General features: G+C 71.9%; 15 protein-coding genes. 13 read left to right on the forward strand and 2 right to left on the reverse strand.

What is annotated here, in order from left to right:
- Positions 1 to 57: 57 nt before the first annotated feature.
- From KKZ08_RS35575 to KKZ08_RS35590, 4 genes are all read left to right on the forward strand, one after another.
- Positions 58 to 1,020 carry a sugar ABC transporter permease gene (locus KKZ08_RS35575; protein WP_223778353.1) on the forward strand — a complete coding sequence of 321 codons (963 nt, stop codon included), beginning with the start codon at positions 58 to 60 and terminating at the stop codon, positions 1,018 to 1,020.
- Positions 1,021 to 1,091: 71 nt separating this feature from the next.
- On the forward strand, positions 1,092 to 1,913 hold the full coding sequence (locus tag KKZ08_RS35580; RefSeq protein WP_223779326.1) for a carbohydrate ABC transporter permease: 822 nt from the start codon (positions 1,092 to 1,094) through the stop codon (positions 1,911 to 1,913).
- Positions 1,914 to 1,952: 39 nt separating this feature from the next.
- Positions 1,953 to 3,218, forward strand: coding sequence for a glycosyl hydrolase (locus tag KKZ08_RS35585; protein WP_223778354.1), 1,266 nt, complete (start codon positions 1,953 to 1,955; stop codon positions 3,216 to 3,218).
- Positions 3,219 to 3,301: 83 nt separating this feature from the next.
- Entirely contained in the window at positions 3,302 to 6,319 is a 3,018-nt protein-coding gene (locus KKZ08_RS35590; protein ID WP_223778355.1) for a glycoside hydrolase family 38 C-terminal domain-containing protein, read from the forward strand.
- A gap of 423 nt (positions 6,320 to 6,742) precedes the next feature.
- Here the strand turns inward: KKZ08_RS35590 and KKZ08_RS35595 are convergent, their stop codons facing one another.
- Positions 6,743 to 7,444, reverse strand: a complete 702-nt coding sequence (locus KKZ08_RS35595) for a FadR/GntR family transcriptional regulator (RefSeq protein ID WP_223778356.1) — start codon at positions 7,442 to 7,444, stop codon at positions 6,743 to 6,745.
- A gap of 220 nt (positions 7,445 to 7,664) precedes the next feature.
- On the opposite strand from KKZ08_RS35595, the gene KKZ08_RS35600 reads away from it, so the two are divergent.
- The 8 genes from KKZ08_RS35600 to KKZ08_RS35635 all read left to right on the forward strand — a co-directional run bounded on the left by KKZ08_RS35600 (position 7,665) and on the right by KKZ08_RS35635 (position 15,845).
- Positions 7,665 to 8,756 carry a sugar ABC transporter substrate-binding protein gene (locus tag KKZ08_RS35600; RefSeq protein ID WP_223778357.1) on the forward strand — a complete coding sequence of 364 codons (1,092 nt, stop codon included), beginning with the start codon at positions 7,665 to 7,667 and terminating at the stop codon, positions 8,754 to 8,756.
- A gap of 8 nt (positions 8,757 to 8,764) precedes the next feature.
- Positions 8,765 to 10,390, forward strand: coding sequence for a sugar ABC transporter ATP-binding protein (locus KKZ08_RS35605; RefSeq protein WP_223778358.1), 1,626 nt, complete (start codon positions 8,765 to 8,767; stop codon positions 10,388 to 10,390).
- Entirely contained in the window at positions 10,383 to 11,420 is a 1,038-nt protein-coding gene (locus KKZ08_RS35610) for an ABC transporter permease (protein ID WP_223778359.1), read from the forward strand. Before KKZ08_RS35605 ends, KKZ08_RS35610 begins: the two co-directional genes overlap by 8 nt.
- Before the next feature lie 82 nt (positions 11,421 to 11,502).
- Positions 11,503 to 12,843: an L-fuconate dehydratase gene (locus KKZ08_RS35615; RefSeq protein ID WP_223778360.1), complete on the forward strand. Its 1,341-nt coding sequence runs from the start codon at positions 11,503 to 11,505 to the stop codon at positions 12,841 to 12,843.
- Complete coding sequence (locus tag KKZ08_RS35620; RefSeq protein ID WP_223778361.1) at positions 12,840 to 13,595, forward strand: SDR family oxidoreductase; 756 nt, start codon at positions 12,840 to 12,842, stop codon at positions 13,593 to 13,595. Before KKZ08_RS35615 ends, KKZ08_RS35620 begins: the two co-directional genes overlap by 4 nt.
- Positions 13,596 to 13,636: 41 nt before the next feature.
- On the forward strand, positions 13,637 to 14,674 hold the full coding sequence (locus tag KKZ08_RS35625) for an aldo/keto reductase (protein WP_223778362.1): 1,038 nt from the start codon (positions 13,637 to 13,639) through the stop codon (positions 14,672 to 14,674).
- Positions 14,671 to 14,985, forward strand: a complete 315-nt coding sequence (locus KKZ08_RS35630; protein WP_223778363.1) for an L-rhamnose mutarotase — start codon at positions 14,671 to 14,673, stop codon at positions 14,983 to 14,985. The genes KKZ08_RS35625 and KKZ08_RS35630 overlap by 4 nt, the downstream gene beginning before the upstream one ends.
- Positions 14,982 to 15,845 carry an amidohydrolase family protein gene (locus KKZ08_RS35635; protein WP_223778364.1) on the forward strand — a complete coding sequence of 288 codons (864 nt, stop codon included), beginning with the start codon at positions 14,982 to 14,984 and terminating at the stop codon, positions 15,843 to 15,845. Before KKZ08_RS35630 ends, KKZ08_RS35635 begins: the two co-directional genes overlap by 4 nt.
- On the opposite strand, the gene KKZ08_RS35640 is transcribed toward KKZ08_RS35635, so the two are convergent.
- Positions 15,833 to 17,260 carry a lipase maturation factor family protein gene (locus KKZ08_RS35640; protein WP_223778365.1) on the reverse strand — a complete coding sequence of 476 codons (1,428 nt, stop codon included), beginning with the start codon at positions 17,258 to 17,260 and terminating at the stop codon, positions 15,833 to 15,835. The two genes, KKZ08_RS35635 and KKZ08_RS35640, sit on opposite strands and share 13 nt — an antisense overlap.
- Positions 17,261 to 17,714: 454 nt before the next feature.
- Here KKZ08_RS35640 and KKZ08_RS35645 point away from each other — a divergent pair, with 454 nt between their 5' ends.
- Entirely contained in the window at positions 17,715 to 20,606 is a 2,892-nt protein-coding gene (locus KKZ08_RS35645; protein WP_223778366.1) for a LuxR family transcriptional regulator, read from the forward strand.
- The last annotated feature ends 158 nt before the right edge of the window (positions 20,607 to 20,764 follow it).

The following is a 20,764-nucleotide window of genomic DNA, read 5'->3' on the forward strand; positions in this document are numbered from 1 at the left end:
CGCCGTGCCGTGCCGAGCCGTGCCCAGCCGTGAAGCCATGACCAGGGAACGCCAGCCATGAAGACCAGTACCGTCACCAGAACCCCGGGCGCGGGCCGCGCCGCCGCCTCCCCGGGCGGCGGCCGGACCGCCACCCGGAGGCGCGCCAGGATCCGGCGCCAACTGTCCACCAGCCCCTGGCTGTTCGCCGCCCCCGGGCTCGCGATCGTCGCCGTCTTCAGCCTCTATCCGTTCGTCAGCACGATCATCAACTCCTTCACCGACAAAAGGACGTTGATCCCCGGCGAGTACGTGGGGCTCGCCAACTTCCGCGAGCTGCTGCACGACGACATGTTCTGGATCGGCCTGCGCAACAGCACGCTGTACGTCCTCGTGGTCGTCCCCGCGCTCGTCCTGCTGCCGCTGCTCCTCGCCATGCTCGTCCAGAAGCACATCCCCGGCATCACCTTCTTCCGGTCCGCCTTCTACACCCCGGTGGTCGCCTCCATCGTGGTCGTCGGCCTGATCTGGGTGTGGATGCTCGACGAACGCGGCCTGGTGAACGCGGTGCTGGAGGCGGTGGGCGTCGGCAAGGTCGGCTTCCTCAGCGACCAGTGGCTGCTGCTGTTCAGCGCCATGGCCGTCACGGTCTGGAAGGGCCTCGGCTACTACATGATCATTTACCTGGCAGCCCTCGCCAACGTGCCGCGCGAGCTCCACGAGGCCGCGGCGGTCGACGGCGCGGGGGCGGTGCGCCGCTTCTTCAGCGTCACCGTGCCCGCCGTGCGCTCCACCATGGTGCTCGTCGGCGCGCTCTCCTCGGTCGCCGCCTTCAAGGTCTTCTCCGAGGTCTATCTGATGGCGGGGCCCACCGGCGGCCCCGCGGGCGAGGACACCACGCTGGTGATGCTGGTGCAGCGCACCGGCACCGGCCTGACCGGGCGCGTCGGCTACGCCTCGGCCATCTCCGTCGTCATCTTCGTCGTCACCGTCGCGCTGATGCTGCTCGTGCTGCGGGCGGACCGGAAGGAGGACGCGTGAGCATCACCGAGCACGAGACGCGCCCGAAGACCCGCCGCCGGCCGCGTGTCACCGACGAGAACGGCCGCCGGATGCCCGTGTGGGAGATCGTCCTGCGCTACGGACTCCTGCTCGCCGTACTGGCGCTGATGATCGGGCCGTTCCTCTGGCAGCTGTCCACGTCCCTGAAGGGGCCGCACGAGGACATCTTCAGCTCCCCGCCGAAGTTCCTGCCCTCCGACCCGACCCTCCACAACTACGAGCGGGTCGCCGACACCATCCCCGTCTGGGACTACGCGCTCAACTCCCTGAAGGTGGCCGCCGCCAACGTCGTCACCAACTGCGTGGGCGCCGCCCTCGCCGGCTACGCCCTGGCACGCCTGCGCTACCGCGGCCGCAAGGCGGCCACCCTCGTCTTCATCCTGGCCATGCTGGTGCCCGTCGAAGGCATCATCATCGCCCAGTTCACGACGATGCGTGAACTCGGCCTGAACAACACCCTCATCGGGGTGCTGCTGCCGGGCTGCGTCTCCGCGCTCAACGTCCTGCTGATGCGCAACGCCTTCCTCAACGTGCCCTACGAGATCGAGGAAGCCGCGTTCGTGGACGGCGCGAACGTCTGGCAGCGCTTCGTCCGCATCGCGCTGCCCGCCGTCAAGGGCACCCTCGCGGTCGTCGCGATCTTCGCCTTCATGGGCGCCTGGGACGACTTCCTGTGGCCGCTCATCGTGCTCAGCGACCCCGAGCGCTTCACCCTCACCATCGGCCTGAACTACCTGCACGGCACCTTCGCCAACGACGAACGCCTCGTCGCCGCGGGCACGGTCATCGCCGTGCTCCCGCTGATCGTCCTCTTCGCCTGCCTCCAGCGGTACTTCTTCCGCGGCGTCGGCGAAGGCGCGGTCAAGGGCTGAACGGCGCCACCCCGCACCCACGAGGAACCAGGACCCGCATTGCCTCTCGCATCGCCCTCCGCAACGCCTTCGGGCGCGCCGCGCTTCGGCGCCAACTACACGCCCGCCCAAGGGTGGTTCCACCACTGGCTGGACTTCGACCTCGACGCCGTGCGCACCGACCTCGACGCGCTCGCCGCACTCGGCCTCGACCATGTGCGGGTCTTCCCCATCTGGCCGTACTTCCAGCCCAACCGCACCCTCATCCGCCCGCGCGCCGTCGAGCAGCTCGTCCAGCTCGCCGACGCCGCCGCCGAGCGTGGCCTGGACGTCAACGTCGACGGCCTCCAGGGCCACCTGTCCAGCTTCGACTTCCTGCCCGCCTGGACGCAGACCTGGCACCGGCGGAACCTCTTCACCGACCCGGACGTCGTCGCCGGGCAGGCCGCGTACCTGCGTACGCTCGCCGCCGCGCTCGCCGACCGGCCGAACTTCATCGGCATGACCATCGGCAACGAGATCAACCAGTTCTCCGCCGGGCCGCACCCCGACCCCGACCGCATCACCGAGGAGCAGGCCGAGACCTGGCTGCGCACCGTACTGGCCGCCTGCGAGGAGGGCGCCCCCGGCAAACTCCACCTGCACGCCGAGTACGACGCCGCCTGGTACCAGGCCGACCAGCCCTTCACCCCCGGGCAGGCCGCCCGGCTCGGCGCCGTGACCGCCGTGCACTCCTGGGTCTTCAACGGCACCGCCCAGCGTCACGGACGCACCGGCACCGCGACCCGCGCCCACGCCGCGTACCTCATCGAGCTGTCCAAGGCCTGGGCGCTCGACCCGCACCGCCCCGTCTGGCTCCAGGAGGTCGGCGCGCCCGCCCCGCTGATCCCCGCCGAGCACGCGGCCGCCTTCACCGAGGAGACGATCGAGGCCGCCCTCGACTGCCGGGACGTGTGGGGCGTGACGTGGTGGTGCTCCCACGACGTCTCGCGCGACCTCGCGGATTTCCCCGAGCTGGAGTACAGCCTCGGCCTGCTGGCCAACGAAGGGCAGGTCAAGCCCGCGGGCGCGGCCGTCGCCCGTATCGCGAAGGAGTGGCGGGGCCGTACGTACGCGCCGGCGCCCCGGACCACGGCGGTGGTCGTGGACGACGCGATGGAGCGGCGCGTGGAGTGCGCGCCCGGGGGAGCCGTCTTCGAGGCGTTCGCCCGCCTCACGCAGGACGGTGTCCGGCCGACGGCCGTCCTCGCGAGCCGGGCCGCCGACGCGGAGCATCTCGCCGCGCGGGGCATTACGGAAGTGGTGACGCCGGAGGAGGTCCGCTAGGCCGGTAAGACTTCCGTAGATCGCGCTGCGCGCTCGTCCCCAATCGCCGGACGGGCTCACGTTTTCCACCCCGGGAGATTCTCATGCATGACGACCGCACCCTGGTCGAAGGCCGTCTCAAGCGCGTTCTGGACGAGCGCATCAGGCCCGCCGTGTACCCCGCCTCCGTGCCACTCGACGTCGCGGTGTGGAACGCGCCGGACGAGCCCGTACCGGTGGCCGAAGGGCTCGCCGCCGAGCCGTCGCCGACCGCCGTCGGTGAGCGGTGGGGCGCGCCCTGGGGGACCAGCTGGTTCCGGGTGACCGGGACGGTGCCCAAGGAGTGGGCGGGCAGGACCGTCGAGGCGATCCTCGACCTCGGCTTCGACGAGAACATGCCGGGCTTCCAGTGCGAGGGCCTCGTCTACCGCCCCGACGGCACCCCGGTGAAGGGACTCAACCCCCGCAACCAGTGGGTGCGGATCGCCGCGCCCGCCGAGGGCGGAGAAGAGGTACGGCTGCACGTCGAGGCCGCGTCCAACCCCGTGATCCTCGACTACCACCCCTTCCTGCCCACCCGGTTGGGCGACAAGGAGACGGCGGGCAGCGAACCGCAGTACAAGCTGGAGCGCATGGACCTCGCCGTCTTCGACGAGACGGTGTGGCAGCTCGTCATCGACCTCGAGGTCCTCGGCGAGCTGATGCGGGAGCTGCCCGAGGACTCCGGGCGGCGCTACGACATCGTGCGCGCCGTCGGCCGTGCCCTTGACGCCGTCGACCTCCAGGACGTCAACGGCACGGCCGGCGCGGCCCGCGCCCTGCTCGAAGGGGTCCTGTCGGCCCCCGCCGAGCCCTCCGCGCACCGCATCAGCGCCGTCGGCCACGCGCACATCGACTCCGCGTGGCTGTGGCCGCTGCGCGAGACGGTGCGCAAGGTGGCGCGTACGACGTCGAACATGACGGCGCTCGTCGAGGACGAGCCGGACTTCGTCTTCGCCATGTCGCAGGCGCAGCAGTGGGCCTGGATCAAGGACCACCGCCCCGAGGTGTGGGCCAAGGTCAAGAAGGCGGTCGCCGACGGACGGTTCGTGCCCGCGGGCGGCATGTGGGTCGAGTCGGACACGAACATGCCGGGCTCGGAGGCGATGGCCCGTCAGTTCGTGCACGGCAAGCGGTTCTTCCTCGACGAGTTCGGCGTCGAGAACGACGAGGCATGGCTGCCCGACACCTTCGGCTTCGCCGCCGGACTGCCGCAGATCATCAAGGCGGCGGGCTCCAAGTGGCTGCTCACACAGAAGATCTCGTGGTCGCAGACCAACCGCTTCCCGCACCACACCTTCAACTGGGAGGGCATCGACGGCACGCGGATCTTCACGCACTTCCCGCCCGTCGACACCTACAACTGCTCGATGAAGGGCAGCGAGATCGCCCACGCGGCGAAGAACTTCAAGGACAAGGGCGTCGCCCGGCACTCCCTCGCGCCCACCGGCTGGGGCGACGGAGGAGGCGGCACCACCCGCGAGATGATCGCCAAGGCCGCGCGCCTGCGGGACCTCGAAGGTTCGGCGACCGTCCAGTGGGAGACACCGGAGCAGTTCTTCGAGAAGGCCGAGGCGGAGTACCCGAACGCCCCCGTCTGGGTCGGCGAGCTGTACCTGGAGCTGCACCGCGCGACGCTCACCAGCCAGGCGGGCACCAAGCAGGGCAACCGCCGCAGCGAGCACCTGCTGCGGGAGGCGGAGCTGTGGGCGGCGACGGCGGCCGTGCGGTGCGCCGAATTCACGTACCCGTACGCCGAGTTGGACCGCATCTGGAAGACGGTCCTGCTCCACCAGTTCCACGACATCCTGCCCGGCTCGTCCATCGCCTGGGTGCACCGCGAGGCCCGCGCGACCTATGCGGCGCTCGCGGCGGAGCTGAACGGCATCATCGAGGCGGCGCAGCGCGCGCTCGCCGGTGAGGGCGGCGGCGACCTGGTCTTCAACTCCACGCCGCACACCCGTGACGGGGTGCCCGCGGGCGGCGCGCGGCCCGCCGTGATCGACGGGCAGTCCGCGATCGCCACGCGCGCCGAGGGCGGCTTCGTCCTCGACAACGGCCTGCTGCGGGTCGAGATCGACGGGCGGGGCCTGGTCGTCTCCGCGTACGACCTGGTGGCTGACCGCGAGACCGTCGCGCCGGGGGCTGCGGCGAACCTGCCGCAGATCCACGCCGACTTCCCGAACATGTGGGACGCGTGGGATGTGGACGAGTTCTACCGCAACACCGTCACGGACCTCACGGAGGCAGACGAGGTCATGGCGGGGGAGGGCGCGTCGGTCCGTATCGTGCGCAGCTTCGGTGCCTCGCGCATGACGCAGGTCCTGTCGCTCGCCCCCGGCGCGCGGCGGCTCGACATCGACACCGAGGTCGACTGGCACGAGACGGAGAAGTTCCTGAAGCTGGCCTTCCCGCTGGACATCCACGCGGAGCGGTACGCGTCGGAGACCCAGTTCGGCCACTTCTACCGGCCCACGCACACCAACACGAGCTGGGAGGCCGCCAAGTTCGAGGCGTGCAACCACCGCTTCGTGCACATGGAGGAGCCGGGCTGGGGCGTGGCGCTGGTCAACGACTCGACGTACGGCCATGACGTGACCCGGACGGTCCGCACCGAGGACGCGGGCACGACCACGACGGTACGCGTCTCGCTGCTGCGCGCCCCGCGCTTCCCCGACCCCGAGACGGACCAGGGCGTGCACCGCTTCCGGCACGCGCTGGCGCCGGGTGCGGCGATCGGCGACGCGGTGCGGGAGGGCTACCGCATCAACCTGCCCGAGCGGCGGGTGAGCGGCGGCGCTGAGGTGGCCCCGCTGGTGACCGTCGACAACGACGCGGTCGTCGTCACGGCGGTCAAGCTCGCCGACGACGGCAGCGGCGATGTGGTCGTCCGCTTCCACGAGGCGTACGGCGGCCGGGCACGGGCCACGCTGACGGCGGGCTTCGAGGTCGGCTCGCTCACGGTGACCGACCTCCTGGAGCGGCCACTGCCCGACGCGTCGGCCCCGGAGCGGACGGGCGGTGCGATCGCGGTGACGCTGCGGCCGTTCGAACTGGTGACGCTGCGGTTGGGGAGGGCCTGAGCGAGGCGGCTGTCCCGGGTGGTCTGAGGCGGTGCTCGAAGCGTCGCCGGAGGGCAGGGGCCGCCCTCGCGCACCGTGGCGCGTAATCCGCGAGGACCGCCCCCGCCGGGCGGTCTTCGGCGGTGCTCCAAGCGGCGGACGGGTGGAGTGAGCCGGGGCGCTCCGCCCGGCCGGCGAGCGTGAACCAGGCCATGCTGGTCACGAACTCACCGAACTCACCGAACTCACCGAGCCGCCGAACCCGCTGAACCCGCCGAACTCATCGAACTCACCGAACCCGCCGACCGAGTCCCCGCCCCAGCAGGGCGGCCGACCGGTCGGCCTCGGCGGAGGTTCCGGCAGGCCCCCCTCCCCATCGGCTGGATCGGCGCGGCGCACCGCCGGGTGACGTCGCCCCGCCCGGTCCTCCCGCCGGGCGTCGGCCTAGCCGTCCAGCTGTGCCCGTAGCCACTCCTCCACCTCGCCCACGTGCGCCGCCGCCGCGGCCCGTGCCGCCTCCGGGTCGCGGGCGAGAAGCGCCCGGTGGATCCGGGCGTGCTCGCGCCGTGTCCGCTCGAACGCGCCCTCCTCCTGATAGCCGCGCCACACCCGCGCGCGAAACGTCCGGGACGACAGGCCCTCCAGGATCGCGGCCATCGTGTCGTTGCCCGCCGCCAGGGCGATCGCCCGGTGGAACGCCAGGTCGTGGGAGAGGATCTCCTCCGGATCGTCCGTGGCGTTCATCGCCGCCAAGTGCTTCTCCACCTCGGCCAGTTGGCCTGTCGTGATGCGCGCGGCGGCCAGGGCCGTCGCCGTCGACTCCAGGACCCGCCGCACTTCGAGCAGCTCCACGAGCCGGGGCCCGCGCGACAGGTCGGCCACCACGCCGAAGGTCTCCAGCAGATCGCCGGCCTCCAACTGCGTGACGTAGATGCCCGAACCGTGCCGGGCCTCCAGTACGCCCATCACCGTCAGCGCCCGGATCGCCTCCCGCATGGAGCTGCGCGAGATGCCGAGCCGCGTCGCCAGGTCCCGTTCCGTGGGGAGCCGCTGGCCCGGTTCCAGCCGGCCCTCGCCGATCATCGCCTTGACCTCTTCGATGGCCCGCTGCGTCACGGTGCCCTTCTGCGGGGCGGACTGGTCCACGTAGCGCTCCTCCACTGGCCTGGTGCGGCGCAGTCTAGCCAGCGATGTGGTCCGACCACTACGGCCTGAATACGGGAAGATTTGGCGCCGAGGGGTGTTGTGCCCGCCAAGTGGTCTGATAAATATTCGCGTCATCAGGTTCTGCAACACCTCCGATCCCGACTGATCCCGACTGGTCCCGACCGAACCCCACCGATCCCGCTCGATGAGGAGCCGTCAGATGGCCCGCAGAACAGTGCGCAACCGGCCCGGCAGGGCGGGGACTTCGCGGACGGCGCGCGCCGCCGCGGCGGCGGCCGCCTGCGCGAGCCTGAGCCTCGTGCTCGCGGCGTGCGGCAGTACGAAGGACACCGCGGCGCCCGGCGGCGCGGGCGGCGGCGAGGGCGAGGTCGGGGTGATCCTGCCCCTGCTGACGTCGCCGTTCTGGCAGTCGTACAACGACTACGTGCCGAAGATGGCGAAGTCCGAGGACGTCGACGCGAGGAAGACCGTCAACTCCAACAGCGACCCGTCGCAGCAGATCACCGACATCAACAACCAGCTCAACCAGGGCGTCAAGGGACTCGTCGTGGCGCCGCTCGACAGCGCCGCCATCTCCGCCGGACTCGACCAGGCCGAACGCAAGGGCGTACCCGTGGTCGCCGTCGATGTCGCGCCCGAGAAGGGCGAGGTCGCGATGGTCGTACGGGCCGACAACGTGGCGTACGGCGAGAAGGCCTGCGACTACCTCGGCAAGCAGGTCGGGACCGGCGAGGTCGTACAGATCATGGGCGACCTCGCGTCCGTCAACGGCCGCGAGCGCTCCAAGGCCTTCCGCGACTGCGTGCAGAAGAAGTACCCGAAGCTGAAGGTCCTGGAGATCCCCGCCAAGTGGGAGTCGGACACCGCCGCCTCCAAACTCGACACGCTGCTGAACTCCCACCCCGGCATCAAGGGCATCTACCTGCAGGCGGGCGGCGTCTACCTCGCGCCCACCCTCCAGACCCTCAAGTCCAAGGGGATGCTGAAGAACGCGGGGGAGAAGGGGCACATCACCGTCGTCTCCAACGACGGCATCCCTCAGGAGCTCGACGCCATCCGCAAGGGCCAGATCGACGCGACCGTCTCGCAGCCCGCCGACGCCTACGCCAAGTACGGCATGTACTACATCAAGGCCGCGATGAACGGGCAGAAGTTCAAGCCCGGACCGACCGACCACGACTCCGAGATCGTCGAGCTGCCCAGCGGCATCCTGACGGACCAGCTGCCCGCGCCGCTGGTCACCAAGGAGAACGTCGACGACGCCGAGCTGTGGGGCAACTCGGCCGGATGAGTACGCCGATGACCGAGCCCCCCGCGCGCGGCCGGACCACGCCACCGCTCGTCGAGGCGTCAGGGGTAGCCAAACGGTACGGACCCACCGTCGCCCTGCGGGACGGCCGCCTGACCGTCCTGCCCGGCGAGTCCCACGCCCTCGTCGGTCGCAACGGCGCGGGCAAGTCCACCCTCGTCTCCCTGCTCACCGGGCTCCAGGCCCCGGACGCGGGCACCATCCTCTTCGACGGCGAGCCCGCGCCGCCGCTCGGCGACCGCGACGCCTGGCGCCGCAAGGTGGCGTGCGTCTACCAACGGCCGACCGTTGTCCCGGAGTTGACCGTCGCCGAAAACCTCTTCATCAACCGGCAGCCGGCCGGCCGCGGCGGGTTCATCAGCTGGCGCAGAATGCGCACCGAGGCCGCCGAGCTCCTCGACACCTGGGACGTGCGCGTCGACCCCGGGGCGCGCACCGCCGACCTCCTCGTCGAGGACCGGCAAATGGTGGAGATCGCACGGGCGTTGAGCTTCGGCGCGCGCTTCATCGTGCTGGACGAACCGACCGCCCAGCTCGACAACCGCGAGATCGAACGCCTCTTCACGCGCATGCGCGCCCTCCAGGACTCCGGCGTCACCTTCCTGTTCATCTCGCACCACCTCCAGGAGGTGTACGAGGTCTGCCAGACCGTCACCGTGCTGCGCGACGCCCGCTGGATCACCAGCGCACCCGTCACCGAACTGCCCCGCGCCGCACTGGTCGAGGCGATGGCGGGCGAGGTCATCGCCGACCAGGCCGAGGCCGAGGCGGCCGTCACGCGCACCGAGGTCCCCGCCGACGCCCCTGTGGTGCTGGAGGCGCGCGGCCTCACCGGCGCCTCGTACACCGACGTCGACCTGACCGTCCGCGCGGGCGAGGTCGTCGGCCTCGCGGGATCCAGTGGCAGCGGCAAGATCAACCTCGCCGAGAGCTTCGCCGGTCTCCACGAGCCGACGGCGGGCACCGCCCGGCTGGACGGCCGGACCCTGCCGTTCGGGGACGTGGCCGCGGCCCTGCGGGCCGGGGTCGGCTGCGTCCCGCGCGACCGGCACGGCCAGGGCCTGGTCTTCGGCATGTCCATCGGCGACAACGCCACGATGAGCGTCCTCGACCGCCTCGGCCGGTACGGCTTCATCGGCACCGACACCAGGCGCCGCTTCGCCGACGGCCTCATCGACCGCCTCGACATCCACGCCGAGGGCCCCGGCCAGTCGGTCTCCGACCTCTCGGGCGGCAACGCCCAGAAGGTCGTCATGGCCCGTGCCCTGGCTTCGGACCCGCGTCTGCTCGTCCTGATCAACCCCACCGCGGGCGTCGACGTGAAGTCGAAGGAGTCCCTGCTGGCGCGCGTGGACACCGCCCGCGAGGACGGCACCGCCGTGCTCGTCGTCTCCGACGAACTCGACGACCTGCGCCGCTGCGACCGCGTCCTGGTCCTCTTCCACGGCCGGATCGTCGCCGAACACCGGGCGGGCTGGACCGACCACGACCTCATCGCGTCGATCGAGGGAGTGCGGCAACCGGACCCGGCCGACAGCCCATCCGGCGGCGCGGGGCACCGCGCGACCAGCCGCACCGCACCCGCAGCCGAACCACAAGGAGACCACCGTGGCTGACCTCAAGGCCGCGGCCGCGACGGCCGCCGCCCCCGCGCGGCCGGGCCGGGACGCGGCCTCGGCCAAATCCGTGCTCCTGCGACACGCCCGCGAACTCGCCCTCGTGCCCGCCCTGTTGCTGCTCATGCTGCTCGGCGCCCTGCTCAACGACTCGTTCCTGACCGAGCGCAACCTCATCTCCGTCCTCGGCGCCTCCGCCGCCCTCGCGATGGTCGTCCTCGCCGAGTCGCTCGTCCTGATCACCGGCAAGTTCGACCTCTCCCTGGAGTCGGTCGTCGGCATCGCGCCCGCGCTCGGCGCGCTCCTCGTCCTGCCCGCAGCCCAGGCCGGGTTCGGCACGGACATGCCCGCAGCCGTCGGGCTCCTCGCCATCCTCCTGGTCGGCGCGGCCATCGGCGCCTTCAACGGCGTACTCGTGGTGAAGCTCAAGCTCAACGCGTTCATCGTGACGCTCGCCATGCTGATCGTGCTGCGCGGTCTCCTCGTCGGCGCCACCAAGGGCAAGACCCTCTTCGGCATGCCCGACGCGTTCTACACGCCGGCCACCTCCACCTTCCTCACCATCCCCCTGTCGGTGTGGCTCGCCGCGGCCGCCTTCGGCATCGCGGGCTTCGTCCTCAAGTACCACCGCGTGGGGCGCGCCCTCTACGCGATCGGCGGCAACTCGGACGCGGCGCGCGCCGCCGGCATCCGCGTCGAGCGCGTCATGCTCGGCGTGTTCGTCGTCGCCGGGTGCCTCGCCGCGGTCGGCGGGCTCATGCAGACCGGCTACGTCGGCGCCATCAACGCCAACCAGGGCCAGAACATGATCTTCACGGTCTTCGCCGCTGCCGTCATCGGAGGCATCAGTCTCGACGGCGGCAAGGGGACCATGTTCGGCGCCCTCACCGGCGTACTGCTGCTCGGCGTCGTACAGAACCTGCTCACCCTCGCCCAGGTGCCGTCCTTCTGGATCCAGGCCATCTACGGCGGAATCATCCTGGTCGCCCTGATGATCGCGCGCGTCACGACCGGCCGCGCACAGGACTGACCCCGTCCCGGTCCGCGGCCCGTACCGGTTCCCGGCCCCGTACCGGTCCGCCGCTCCCCGCTCCTTTCCGGAAAGGCCTGCTGTGTCCCCGACTCCCGCCCGCATCACCGCGGTCGACACGTACGACATACGGTTCCCCACCTCACGGGAACTGGACGGGTCCGACGCCATGAACCCCGACCCCGACTACTCCGCCGCCTACGTGGTGCTGCGCACCGACGCGGGCGACGGCCTGGAGGGGCACGGCTTCACCTTCACCATCGGCCGCGGCAACGACGTGCAGGTCGCGGCGGTCCAGTCGCTGCGCCACCATGTGATCGGCCGCGACATCGACCGGCTCTGCGCCGACCCCGGCACCCTCAACCGCGACCTGGTCGGCGACAGCCAGCTGCGCTGGCTCGGCCCCGAGAAGGGCGTGATGCACATGGCGATCGGCGCGGTCGTCAACGCCGTCTGGGACCTCGCGGCCAAACGCGCGCGCAAGCCGCTGTGGCAGCTCCTCGCCGACGCCCCGCCCGAATGGCTCGTCGCGCAGGTCGACTTCCGCTACATCGCCGACGCCCTCAGCCCCGAGGAGGCGCTCGATCTGCTGCGGACCGGCCGCAAGGGGGCGGCCGGGCGTGCGGCCGCCCTGCGCGAGCGCGGCTTCCCCGGCTACACCACCTCGCCCGGCTGGCTCGGCTACAGCGACGACAAACTCATCCGGCTTGCCCGCCAGGCCGTCGCCGAGGGCTTCACCCAGATCAAGCTGAAGGTCGGCGCGGACCTCGCCGACGACGTCCGCCGCTGCCGCACCGCCCGCGAGGCGATCGGCCCCGGCATCCGCATGGCGATCGACGCCAACCAGCGCTGGAACGTCGGCGAGGCGGTGGAGTGGACACGCGCCCTCGCCGAGTTCGACCCTTACTGGGTGGAGGAGCCCACCAGCCCCGACGACGTCCTCGGCCACGCGGCGATCCGCGCGGCCGTCGCCCCCGTCAAGGTCGCCACCGGCGAGCACGTCCAGAACCGTATCGTCTTCAAACAGCTCCTCCAGGCGGGCGCCATCGACGTCCTCCAGATCGACGCGGCCCGCGTCGGCGGCGTCAACGAGAACCTCGCGATCCTCCTCCTCGCCGCCAAGTTCGGCGTCCCCGTCTGCCCGCACGCGGGCGGCGTCGGCCTGTGCGAACTCGTCCAGCACCTCTCGATGTTCGACTACGTGGCCCTTTCGGGCACCACCGAGGACCGCGTCATCGAGTACGTCGACCACCTCCACGAACACTTCGTCGACCCGGTCGTGATGCGCGGCGGCCACTACACCGCCCCGACCGCGCCGGGCTTCTCGGCGACGATGCGGGCCGAGTCCCTCGTCGAGTACACCTATCCGGACGGCACGTTCTGGGCCGCCGACCTCGCATCGGACAAGGGAGCAGCCGCATGACCGACTTCGAGGGACTCAAGGCGCTGGTCACCGGCGGCGCGTCCGGCATCGGCCGCGCCACCGCCGACCTGCTCGCCGCGCGCGGCGCGGAGGTCGCCGTCCTCGACCTCGACCCCGGCGGCGTGGCGAAACCGCTCCGCGCGTACGCCGCCGACGTCCGCGACGACGCCTCGGTGCGGAAGGCGGTCGCCTCGGCGGCGGCCGACCTCGGGGGCCTCGATGTCCTCGTCAACAACGCGGGCATCGGCGCCCAGGGCACCGTCGAGGACAACGACGACGCCCAGTGGCACACCGTCCTGGACGTCAACGTCCTCGGGATCGTCCGCACCACCCGCGCCGCCCTGCCCCACCTGCGCGCCTCGGCACGGGCGGCGATCGTCAACACCTGCTCCATCGCCGCCACCGCGGGCCTGCCGCAGCGCGCCCTGTACTCGGCGTCGAAGGGAGCGGTCCTCTCCCTGACCCTCGCCATGGCCGCCGACCACGTACGCGAAGGGGTACGCGTCACCTGCGTCAATCCCGGCACCGTCGACACCCCGTGGGTCTCCCGCCTCCTGGACGCCGCCCCCGACCCGGCGGCCGAGCGGGCCGCGCTCCAGGCCCGCCAGCCCACCGGCCGCCTCGTCACGGCGGACGAGGTCGCGGCCGCCATCGCCTACCTCGCGAGCCCCCTGTCCGGCGCCACCACCGGCACCGCACTCGCCGTCGACGGCGGCATGCAGGGCCTGCGGCTGCGGCCGGTGGGCCGGTGAACGCCCTGGCGCGGCGCCCCCTGGGAGCAGGCGGCGTCCAGGTGACCGAGCTGTCCTTCGGCGCCGCCGGCATCGGCAACCTCTACTCGCCGATCACCGACGCCCAGGCGGCCACCGCCGTCGACCGCGCCTGGGACGCGGGCATCCGCTACTTCGACACCGCCCCGCACTACGGCCTCGGCCTGTCCGAACACAGGCTCGGCGAGGCCCTGCGCGGCCGCGACCGTTCCTCGTACGTGATCTCCACGAAGGTCGGGCGGCTCCTCGAACCGGTCGACGAGGTGCGCGGCGACGACCTCGCCGACGGCGGCTTCGCGGTGCCCGCGACGCACCGCAGGATCTGGGACTTCAGCGCGGACGGCGTACGCCGCTCGATCGAGTCCAGCCTGAACCGTCTGGGCACGGACCGCGTCGACGTCGTCTTCCTGCACGACCCCGACGACCACGGGGAACAGGCCTTCCGCGAGGGCTACCCGGCTCTGGAGAAGCTGCGCTCCGAAGGCGTCGTCGGGGCGATCGGCGCCGGTATGAACCAGTCGGAGATGCTCACCCGCTTCGTCCGCGACACGGACGTCGACGCGGTGCTGTGCGCCGGCCGCTACACCCTCCTCGACCACGGGGCCCTCGCCGACCTGCTGCCCGCGGCCACCGAACGGGGCGCCTCGGTCGTCATCGGCGGCGTCTTCAACTCCGGGCTGCTCGCCGACCCGAAGCCGGGCGCGCGGTTCGACTACACCGAGGCGCCGCCGCGCCTCCTGGAACGCGCCCGCACCCTGCGCGCCCTCGCCGAACGCCACGGTACGACGCTGCGGGCCGCCGCGCTGGCCTTCCCCTTCGGGCATCCGGCCGTCGCCAGTGTCCTGGTCGGCATCCACGCCCCGGAGCAGGTCACGGACGCGGCCGAGCAGTTCGCGGCCGAGGTGCCGGCCGCCTTCTGGCGCGAGGCACGGGAGGCGGGGCTGCTGCCGGACGAGGTACCAGTGCCGTCAGACCCAGGAGCTCTACGAGGCCCACGAAATCCGCGAGGCCTACGAACCCCGCGAGACCCAGGAAACCCGCGAGGAGGAAACCGCCCGTGAGGGTCGCCCTGCACACCAAGGTCCGTGCCGACCGTGTCGAGGAGTACGACGCCGCCCACCGCGAGGTCCCCGCCGAACTCACCGCCGCGATCCGCGCGGCGGGCGCCACCTCGTGGACGATCTGGCGCAGTGGCACCGACCTCTTCCACCTCCTGGAGTGCGAGGACTACGCCCGCATGCTCGCCGCACTGGAGAAGCTGCCGGTGAACATCGCCTGGCAGGCCCGGATGGCCGAACTGCTCGACGTCGCGCACGACTACTCCGCCGGGGGCGCGCGGGCCGGGCTGCCCGTCGTCTGGGAACTCCCGTGACGGGCCCTCGCGCGGTCGGCCCGCTGGTCGACGCCCACCACCACGTGTGGGACCTCTCCGTCCGGGACCAGGAGTGGCTCAGCGCCGCCGCGCTCGCACCGCTGCGCAGGAACTTCTCCCTGGCCGACCTCGCGCCCGGGGCCCGCGCGGCCGGGGTCGGCGCCACTGTCCTCGTCCAGACGGTGACGGCGGCGCAGGAGACCCCGGAGTTCCTCGCCCTCGCGGCGGACAGCGACCTCGTCGCGGGCGTCGTCGGGTGGACGGACCTCACCCGCCCCGACGTGGCCGACGCGCTGGCCGGACTCCGTGAGCTCCCGGGCGGCCGCCATCTGGTGGGCATCCGCCACCAGGTGCAGAGCGAGCCGGACCCCGCCTGGCTGCTGCGCCGCGACGTCCGCAGGGGCCTCGCCGCCGTCGCCGACGCGGGGCTAGTCTACGACCTCGTCGTGCGGCCCCAGCAGCTCGCCGCCTGCGCCGAGGCCGCTGCGAGCCTCCCTCAACTGACCTTCGTCCTGGACCACCTGGGGAAGCCGCCCATCGCCTCGGGGGCCCTCGAACCCTGGGCCTCGGCGGTCCGCGCGCTCGCCGCCCGCCCCAACACCGTGTGCAAGCTGTCCGGCATGGTCACCGAGGCCGACCACCGGACCTGGACGGTGGACGACCTGCGGCCCTACGCCGACACCGTCCTGGACGCCTTCGGCCCCGACCGGCTGATGTTCGGCTCCGACTGGCCCGTCAGCACGCTCGCCGCGTCCTACGCCGAAGTCCTCGACGCGGCACGGCTGTTGACGTGGGAGCTGGGCACGCACGAGCGCGGGGAGGTGTTCGGCGGGACGGCGCGCCGCGTCTACGGCTTCTGAGCGGGCGGGGCGAGCTTCGTCGGTGCCAGGAACTCACGGACGTGGCTCCGTTCCCAGCAGGCGCCCGTCTCGCGCAGCTCGCGCCAGGTCGTGTACCGGTAGCGGTACAGCCGGGCGCGGATGTGCGTGGGCGGGGAGCCGGGCGGGAAGGGCGAGTGGCGCAGCAGCCGCAGCGTGTCGCGGTCGTCGTCCAGGAGCCGCTCCACCAGCGGGCCGAACCACGTGCGGGCGTACGCGGGGGAGAGCGCGGCGAACCACATCAGCCAGTCGAGCCGCAGGTGATAGGGAGCGAACTGGCGCGGCCAGCGGCGCACGTCGCCCGGCTTGCCCTTGAATTCGTAGGCGAGCCACTCGGAGTCCTCGCGCGGCCGCGGATCCGCCGTGCCCTCGATGACGATCTCCTGGCGGACACGGCTGACGCTGCCGAACGCGCCGTACGCGTTGACGAGGTGCAGCGGGTCGAAGGAGCAGTTCATGACCTGCCGCCGGGACAGCAGGTTCCGCACGGGACGGTAGCTGAGGGCCAGGAGCCCCGCGGTGACGGCGATGACCAGCAGCTCGTACCAGAGCGGGGTCGGCGCGTACCGCGTCGGCGCGAGCCAGGGGGAGAAGTCCACGGCGGACACCGCGACCACGATGGTGATCCAGTTGAGCCACGCGAAGTTGCCGGACAGGACCAGCCACAGCTGGGTCACGATCATCAGGCAGGCCGCGCCCGTGGCCACCGGCTGCGGGGTGAACAGCAGGAAGGGCACGAAGAGCTGGGTGACGTGGTTGGCCGCGACCTCCACCCGGTGCACGGGCTTCGGGAGGTGGTGGAAGAACCAGCTCAGCGGGCCGGGCATCGGCTGCGTCTCGTGGTGGAAGTACAGGCAGGTGAGCTCGCGCCAGCAGGCGTCGCCGCGCATCTTGATCAGTCCGGCGCCGAACTCCACGCGGAAGAGCACCCAGCGGAGCAGGAAGAGCACGAGGACCGGCGGCGCGACCTCGTCGTTGCCGAGGAAGACCGCGAGGAAGCCCACTTCGAGGAGCAGGGACTCCCAGCCGAAGCCGTACCAGGTCTGCCCCACGTTCACGATGGAGAGGTAGAGCGCCCACGGGATGAGCCACAGCACCATCGCGCCCCACAGCGGGAGCAGGCCGTCGGCGCCCGCGAGCAGCGCCACGGCGACCGCGCAGCCCGTCCACGCGCAGAGGGCGAAGAACCGGTCCGAGTAGTGGAGCTGGAAGAGGCTCGGCGCCCTTCGGAACGGCACCCGCTCCACGTACCTCGGCACGGGCAGCATCCCGCGCTCGCCGATGAGCGCACGGAACTGGAGGGCGGCGCCCAGAAAGGCCACCAGATAGAGCGCGGCCAAGCCCCGCTGGAAGACCAGCCGGCTCACGCCGTACGCGTCCGCGGTGAACCAATCCACGCCTCCATTGTGCCGCCGGGTGATCCTTGCGGCTCGCGCGGCCGCGTGCCGGAACGGACGGCGGGGCGGGGCCCCGTGAACCAGTCAGCGGGCGTCCGCGGGAGCCACGCCGATCGGGCCAATCGTTCCCCGGCCCTCACGTCGCTGCCGCCCCAGGCGTCACCGCAGTCCATTGCGCGGAATCGCATCCGCGTTCTGAAAAGACCCGTCGAACTCTGTCAACAGTCACATATTCGAGTGTTTTTGCGAGATGCGGAACGTGGCTCTCCGATCGTTTGAGGCATGGCGCATTCACGACGGTAATAGGATGGCATCGAGTCAAATAGTGCTGGTGGTTGATTTCCATATATGGCAGAGTCGACGCACGGGTGGCAGGTCAAGTCAGGGGAATTGATCCAGCCGGCCGTCCGGCCGGTCAAGGATCAGCCGTCAGGCACGGGGGAGACGTCGACTCATGAACTTGGTGGAACGTGGTGACGCATTCTCGATCATGGAGAGCATGCTCGGCTCGTGCGCGGGCGGGCATGGCGGAGTCCTTCTGGTAAGCGGCCCGGTGGCCAGTGGCAAAACCGCGCTCCTGCGTGCCTTCGGTGCGCGCGCCACCGCCGCGGGAGCCCTGTACCTGCAGGCCACGGCGTCGGAGGCGGAGAGCGATCTGACCCTTGGCGTCATGGGGCAGCTGCTGCTCGGCGCCGGGCTCCTGGGCGCGGACGCCCGGCGCGCGCGCCGCCTCCAGGGTCTCGCCACGGAAGCGGCACAACCGGAGTGCGCGGGCGCACTGTCCACCGCGGCGATGAACGAGATTCCCGAACTCTGCGGGATTGTGCTTGAAAAGGCCAGAGAAAGCACGGTGGTGATCGGAATCGACGACGCGCACCATGCCGACAGCGCGTCCCTGGAATGCCTGCTCTACCTGGCGCGCCGACTCGACGTGAGCCGCATTCTGGTAGTCCTCGGCGAGAACAGCGGTTTCCTGGCCCGCAATACGCGATTGCGCGTCGATTTGCTGCGCCTGCCGGGCTGCCGCAATATCAGGCTCGGGCCCCTCCAGCGGCAAGGAGTGGCCGAAATGATCTCAGTGTTCGGTGAACCCGGGTGGCGCACGCGCAAGCTCGTCTCGCAGCTCCACCAGATGGGGGGCGGCAGCCCGCTGCTGACCCGCGCGCTGATCGAGGACCACCACACCTCGGCCACCGCACGGGGCGCCGACACCGACCTGGTGCCCGGCGAGGCCTTCGTCCAGGCCGTGGCGACCGGCCTCTACCGCAGCGACATCGCCACGCGGCGCACCGCCTGGGCGCTCGCCGTCGCCGGCCCCGACGTGTCCCTCGCCGAACTGGTCGAAGTCCTCGGCGGCACCCGGGAGTCGCTCCACCGCAGCCTGCGCGCGCTGAACGACGCGGGCCTGCTCGACGCCGGCTGGTTCCGCCACGAGGCGGGACGCGCCGCGGTGCTCAGAAGCATGGACCCCGCCGACCGCGGCCGCCTGGAGACCCGCTTCGCCCGAGTCCTGCACGAGCACGGCGCCACCGCGACCGTCGTCGTCCGGCATCTGATGGCGGCCGGGAAGGTCGACGCACCCGACGCCCCCTGGGCGGTGCGCACCCTCATCGAGGCGGCCGACCGGGCCCTCGCCGACGACGACGTCGAGCTGGCCCTCAGCCGCCTGCGGGTCGCCCGCGACTCCCGCACCGACACGCGCCAGACACTGGAGATCCGGGCGGCGCTCACCCGGGCCGCCTGGCGCGTCAACCCCGCCGGCGTCGCCCAGCACCTGCCCGAGCTGACCGCGGCCGCGCTGGACGGGCGGCTCGGCACCCGGCACGCCGACGAACTCGTCGGCCACCTCCTCTGGTTCGGCCATGTGGAACGCGCCCTGGACGTGCTGCGCGCCGCCGAGCGCCGCGGCGAACCCTTCGGACAGCCAGGTCCCGGCGCGCCCCACCGGCACGACTGCCCGCGCCGCTGGATGGCGTACGCCTATCCGGGCCTGCCCGCCTCCGCCCGCGCCTGCCTCGGCGACGACCCGGAACCGGGGACATCCGAGCACGCCGCCCCGGAACACGCCCCGTCCCGGGCGCGCAGCCCCCACCAGCGCGCGGCCACCCTGATGAAGGCGCTCCTCGCGGGGGCGCACGGACAGGGCGGGGAAGTCATCGGCCTGGCCGAGCAGATCCTCCAGAGCACCCGCCTCGACGACAGCACCCTGACCGCGCTCCTGATGGCGCTCAACGCCCTGGTCCTCGCCGACCGTCTGGACACCGCCGCCTTCTGGTGCGAGACCCTCCGCAGGGAAGCCGCCGAGCGGCGCGCCCCCATGTGGCAGGCGCTCCTCGCCTCCGCCAAGGCCCGCATCGAACTGCGCACGGGCGCGCTCACCGCCGCAGAGGAGTCGGCGCGCTCGGCGCTCACCCTGGTCCCGGCCGACGGCTGGGGCGTCGCCGTCGCGTCGCCCCTCGCCACCTCGGTCTACGTCAAGACCGTCCTCGGCCGGCTCGACGAGGCCGCCGCCCACCTGGGCGTCGCCGTCCCCGACCCGGCGTTCCAGACCCCCGACGGGCTGCTGCACCTGCGCGCCCGCGGCCACTACTACCTCGCCGCCGGACGCCCCTACGCCGCGCTCGACGACTTCCTCACCTGCGGGGACCTGATGACGCGCTGGGAGTTCGACCTGCCCGCGCTGGTGCCCTGGCGCACGGACGCCGCCGAGGCCCATCTGTCGCTGGGCGAGCAAGACCGCGCCCGGGCCCTGTCCGAGGAGCAGCTCGCCCTGGTGGGCCGGGGCTACCGCTGGGTGCGCGCCGCCACCCTGCGCGTGCTCGCCGCCACCCTGAACGCGGCGCACCGGCCGCCTCTGCTCGCCGAGGCCATCGAGATCCTGCGGGAGCGCGGGCACCGGCTCGAACTGGTCCGGGCGACGGAGGAATCGGCGCGCACCCAGCGCGAACTGGGCAAGAGCGGACAGGCACGCGCGCTGGCCCGCAAGGCGCAGGAACTGGCCGCGGAGTGCGGCATGCCCGTCCCCCGGGCGCCGGCCGTCGACACCGGCGGCCCGCTCCCCGCGCAACAGCCGTGGTCGTCCGGGCAGCGACGACATCCCGAGGAACTCAGCAACGCCGAACTGAGGGTGGCCACGCTCGCCGTCCGCGGCCACACCAACCGCCAGATCGCCGACAAACTCTGCATCACGATCAGCACCGTCGAGCAGCACCTGACCCGCGCGTACCGCAAGCTCGCCGTCCAGCGGCGCGCCGACCTCGCGGCGAAGCTCAGCCCCTTCACGGACCGGGGCGGCCACGAGGGGCCCGCGACGCACGACGCCTGCGACCGGATGCACGTGGGATAGACGGTGGAGGAGCACGGTCGTCTTTTCTACGCGGCGCACGGTCACACCGCGGTCCGAAGATCTGTGACCCGCGCACAGGTACGCTTTTCCCACAGTCCGGGGACGAGCGGCAGAGCCCGGCACGGGGGCGGCGACCGGCGTTGTGACCGGTGCGTGAC

Source organism: Streptomyces sp. 135 (genome assembly GCF_020026305.1).
Classification (GTDB): domain Bacteria; phylum Actinomycetota; class Actinomycetes; order Streptomycetales; family Streptomycetaceae; genus Streptomyces.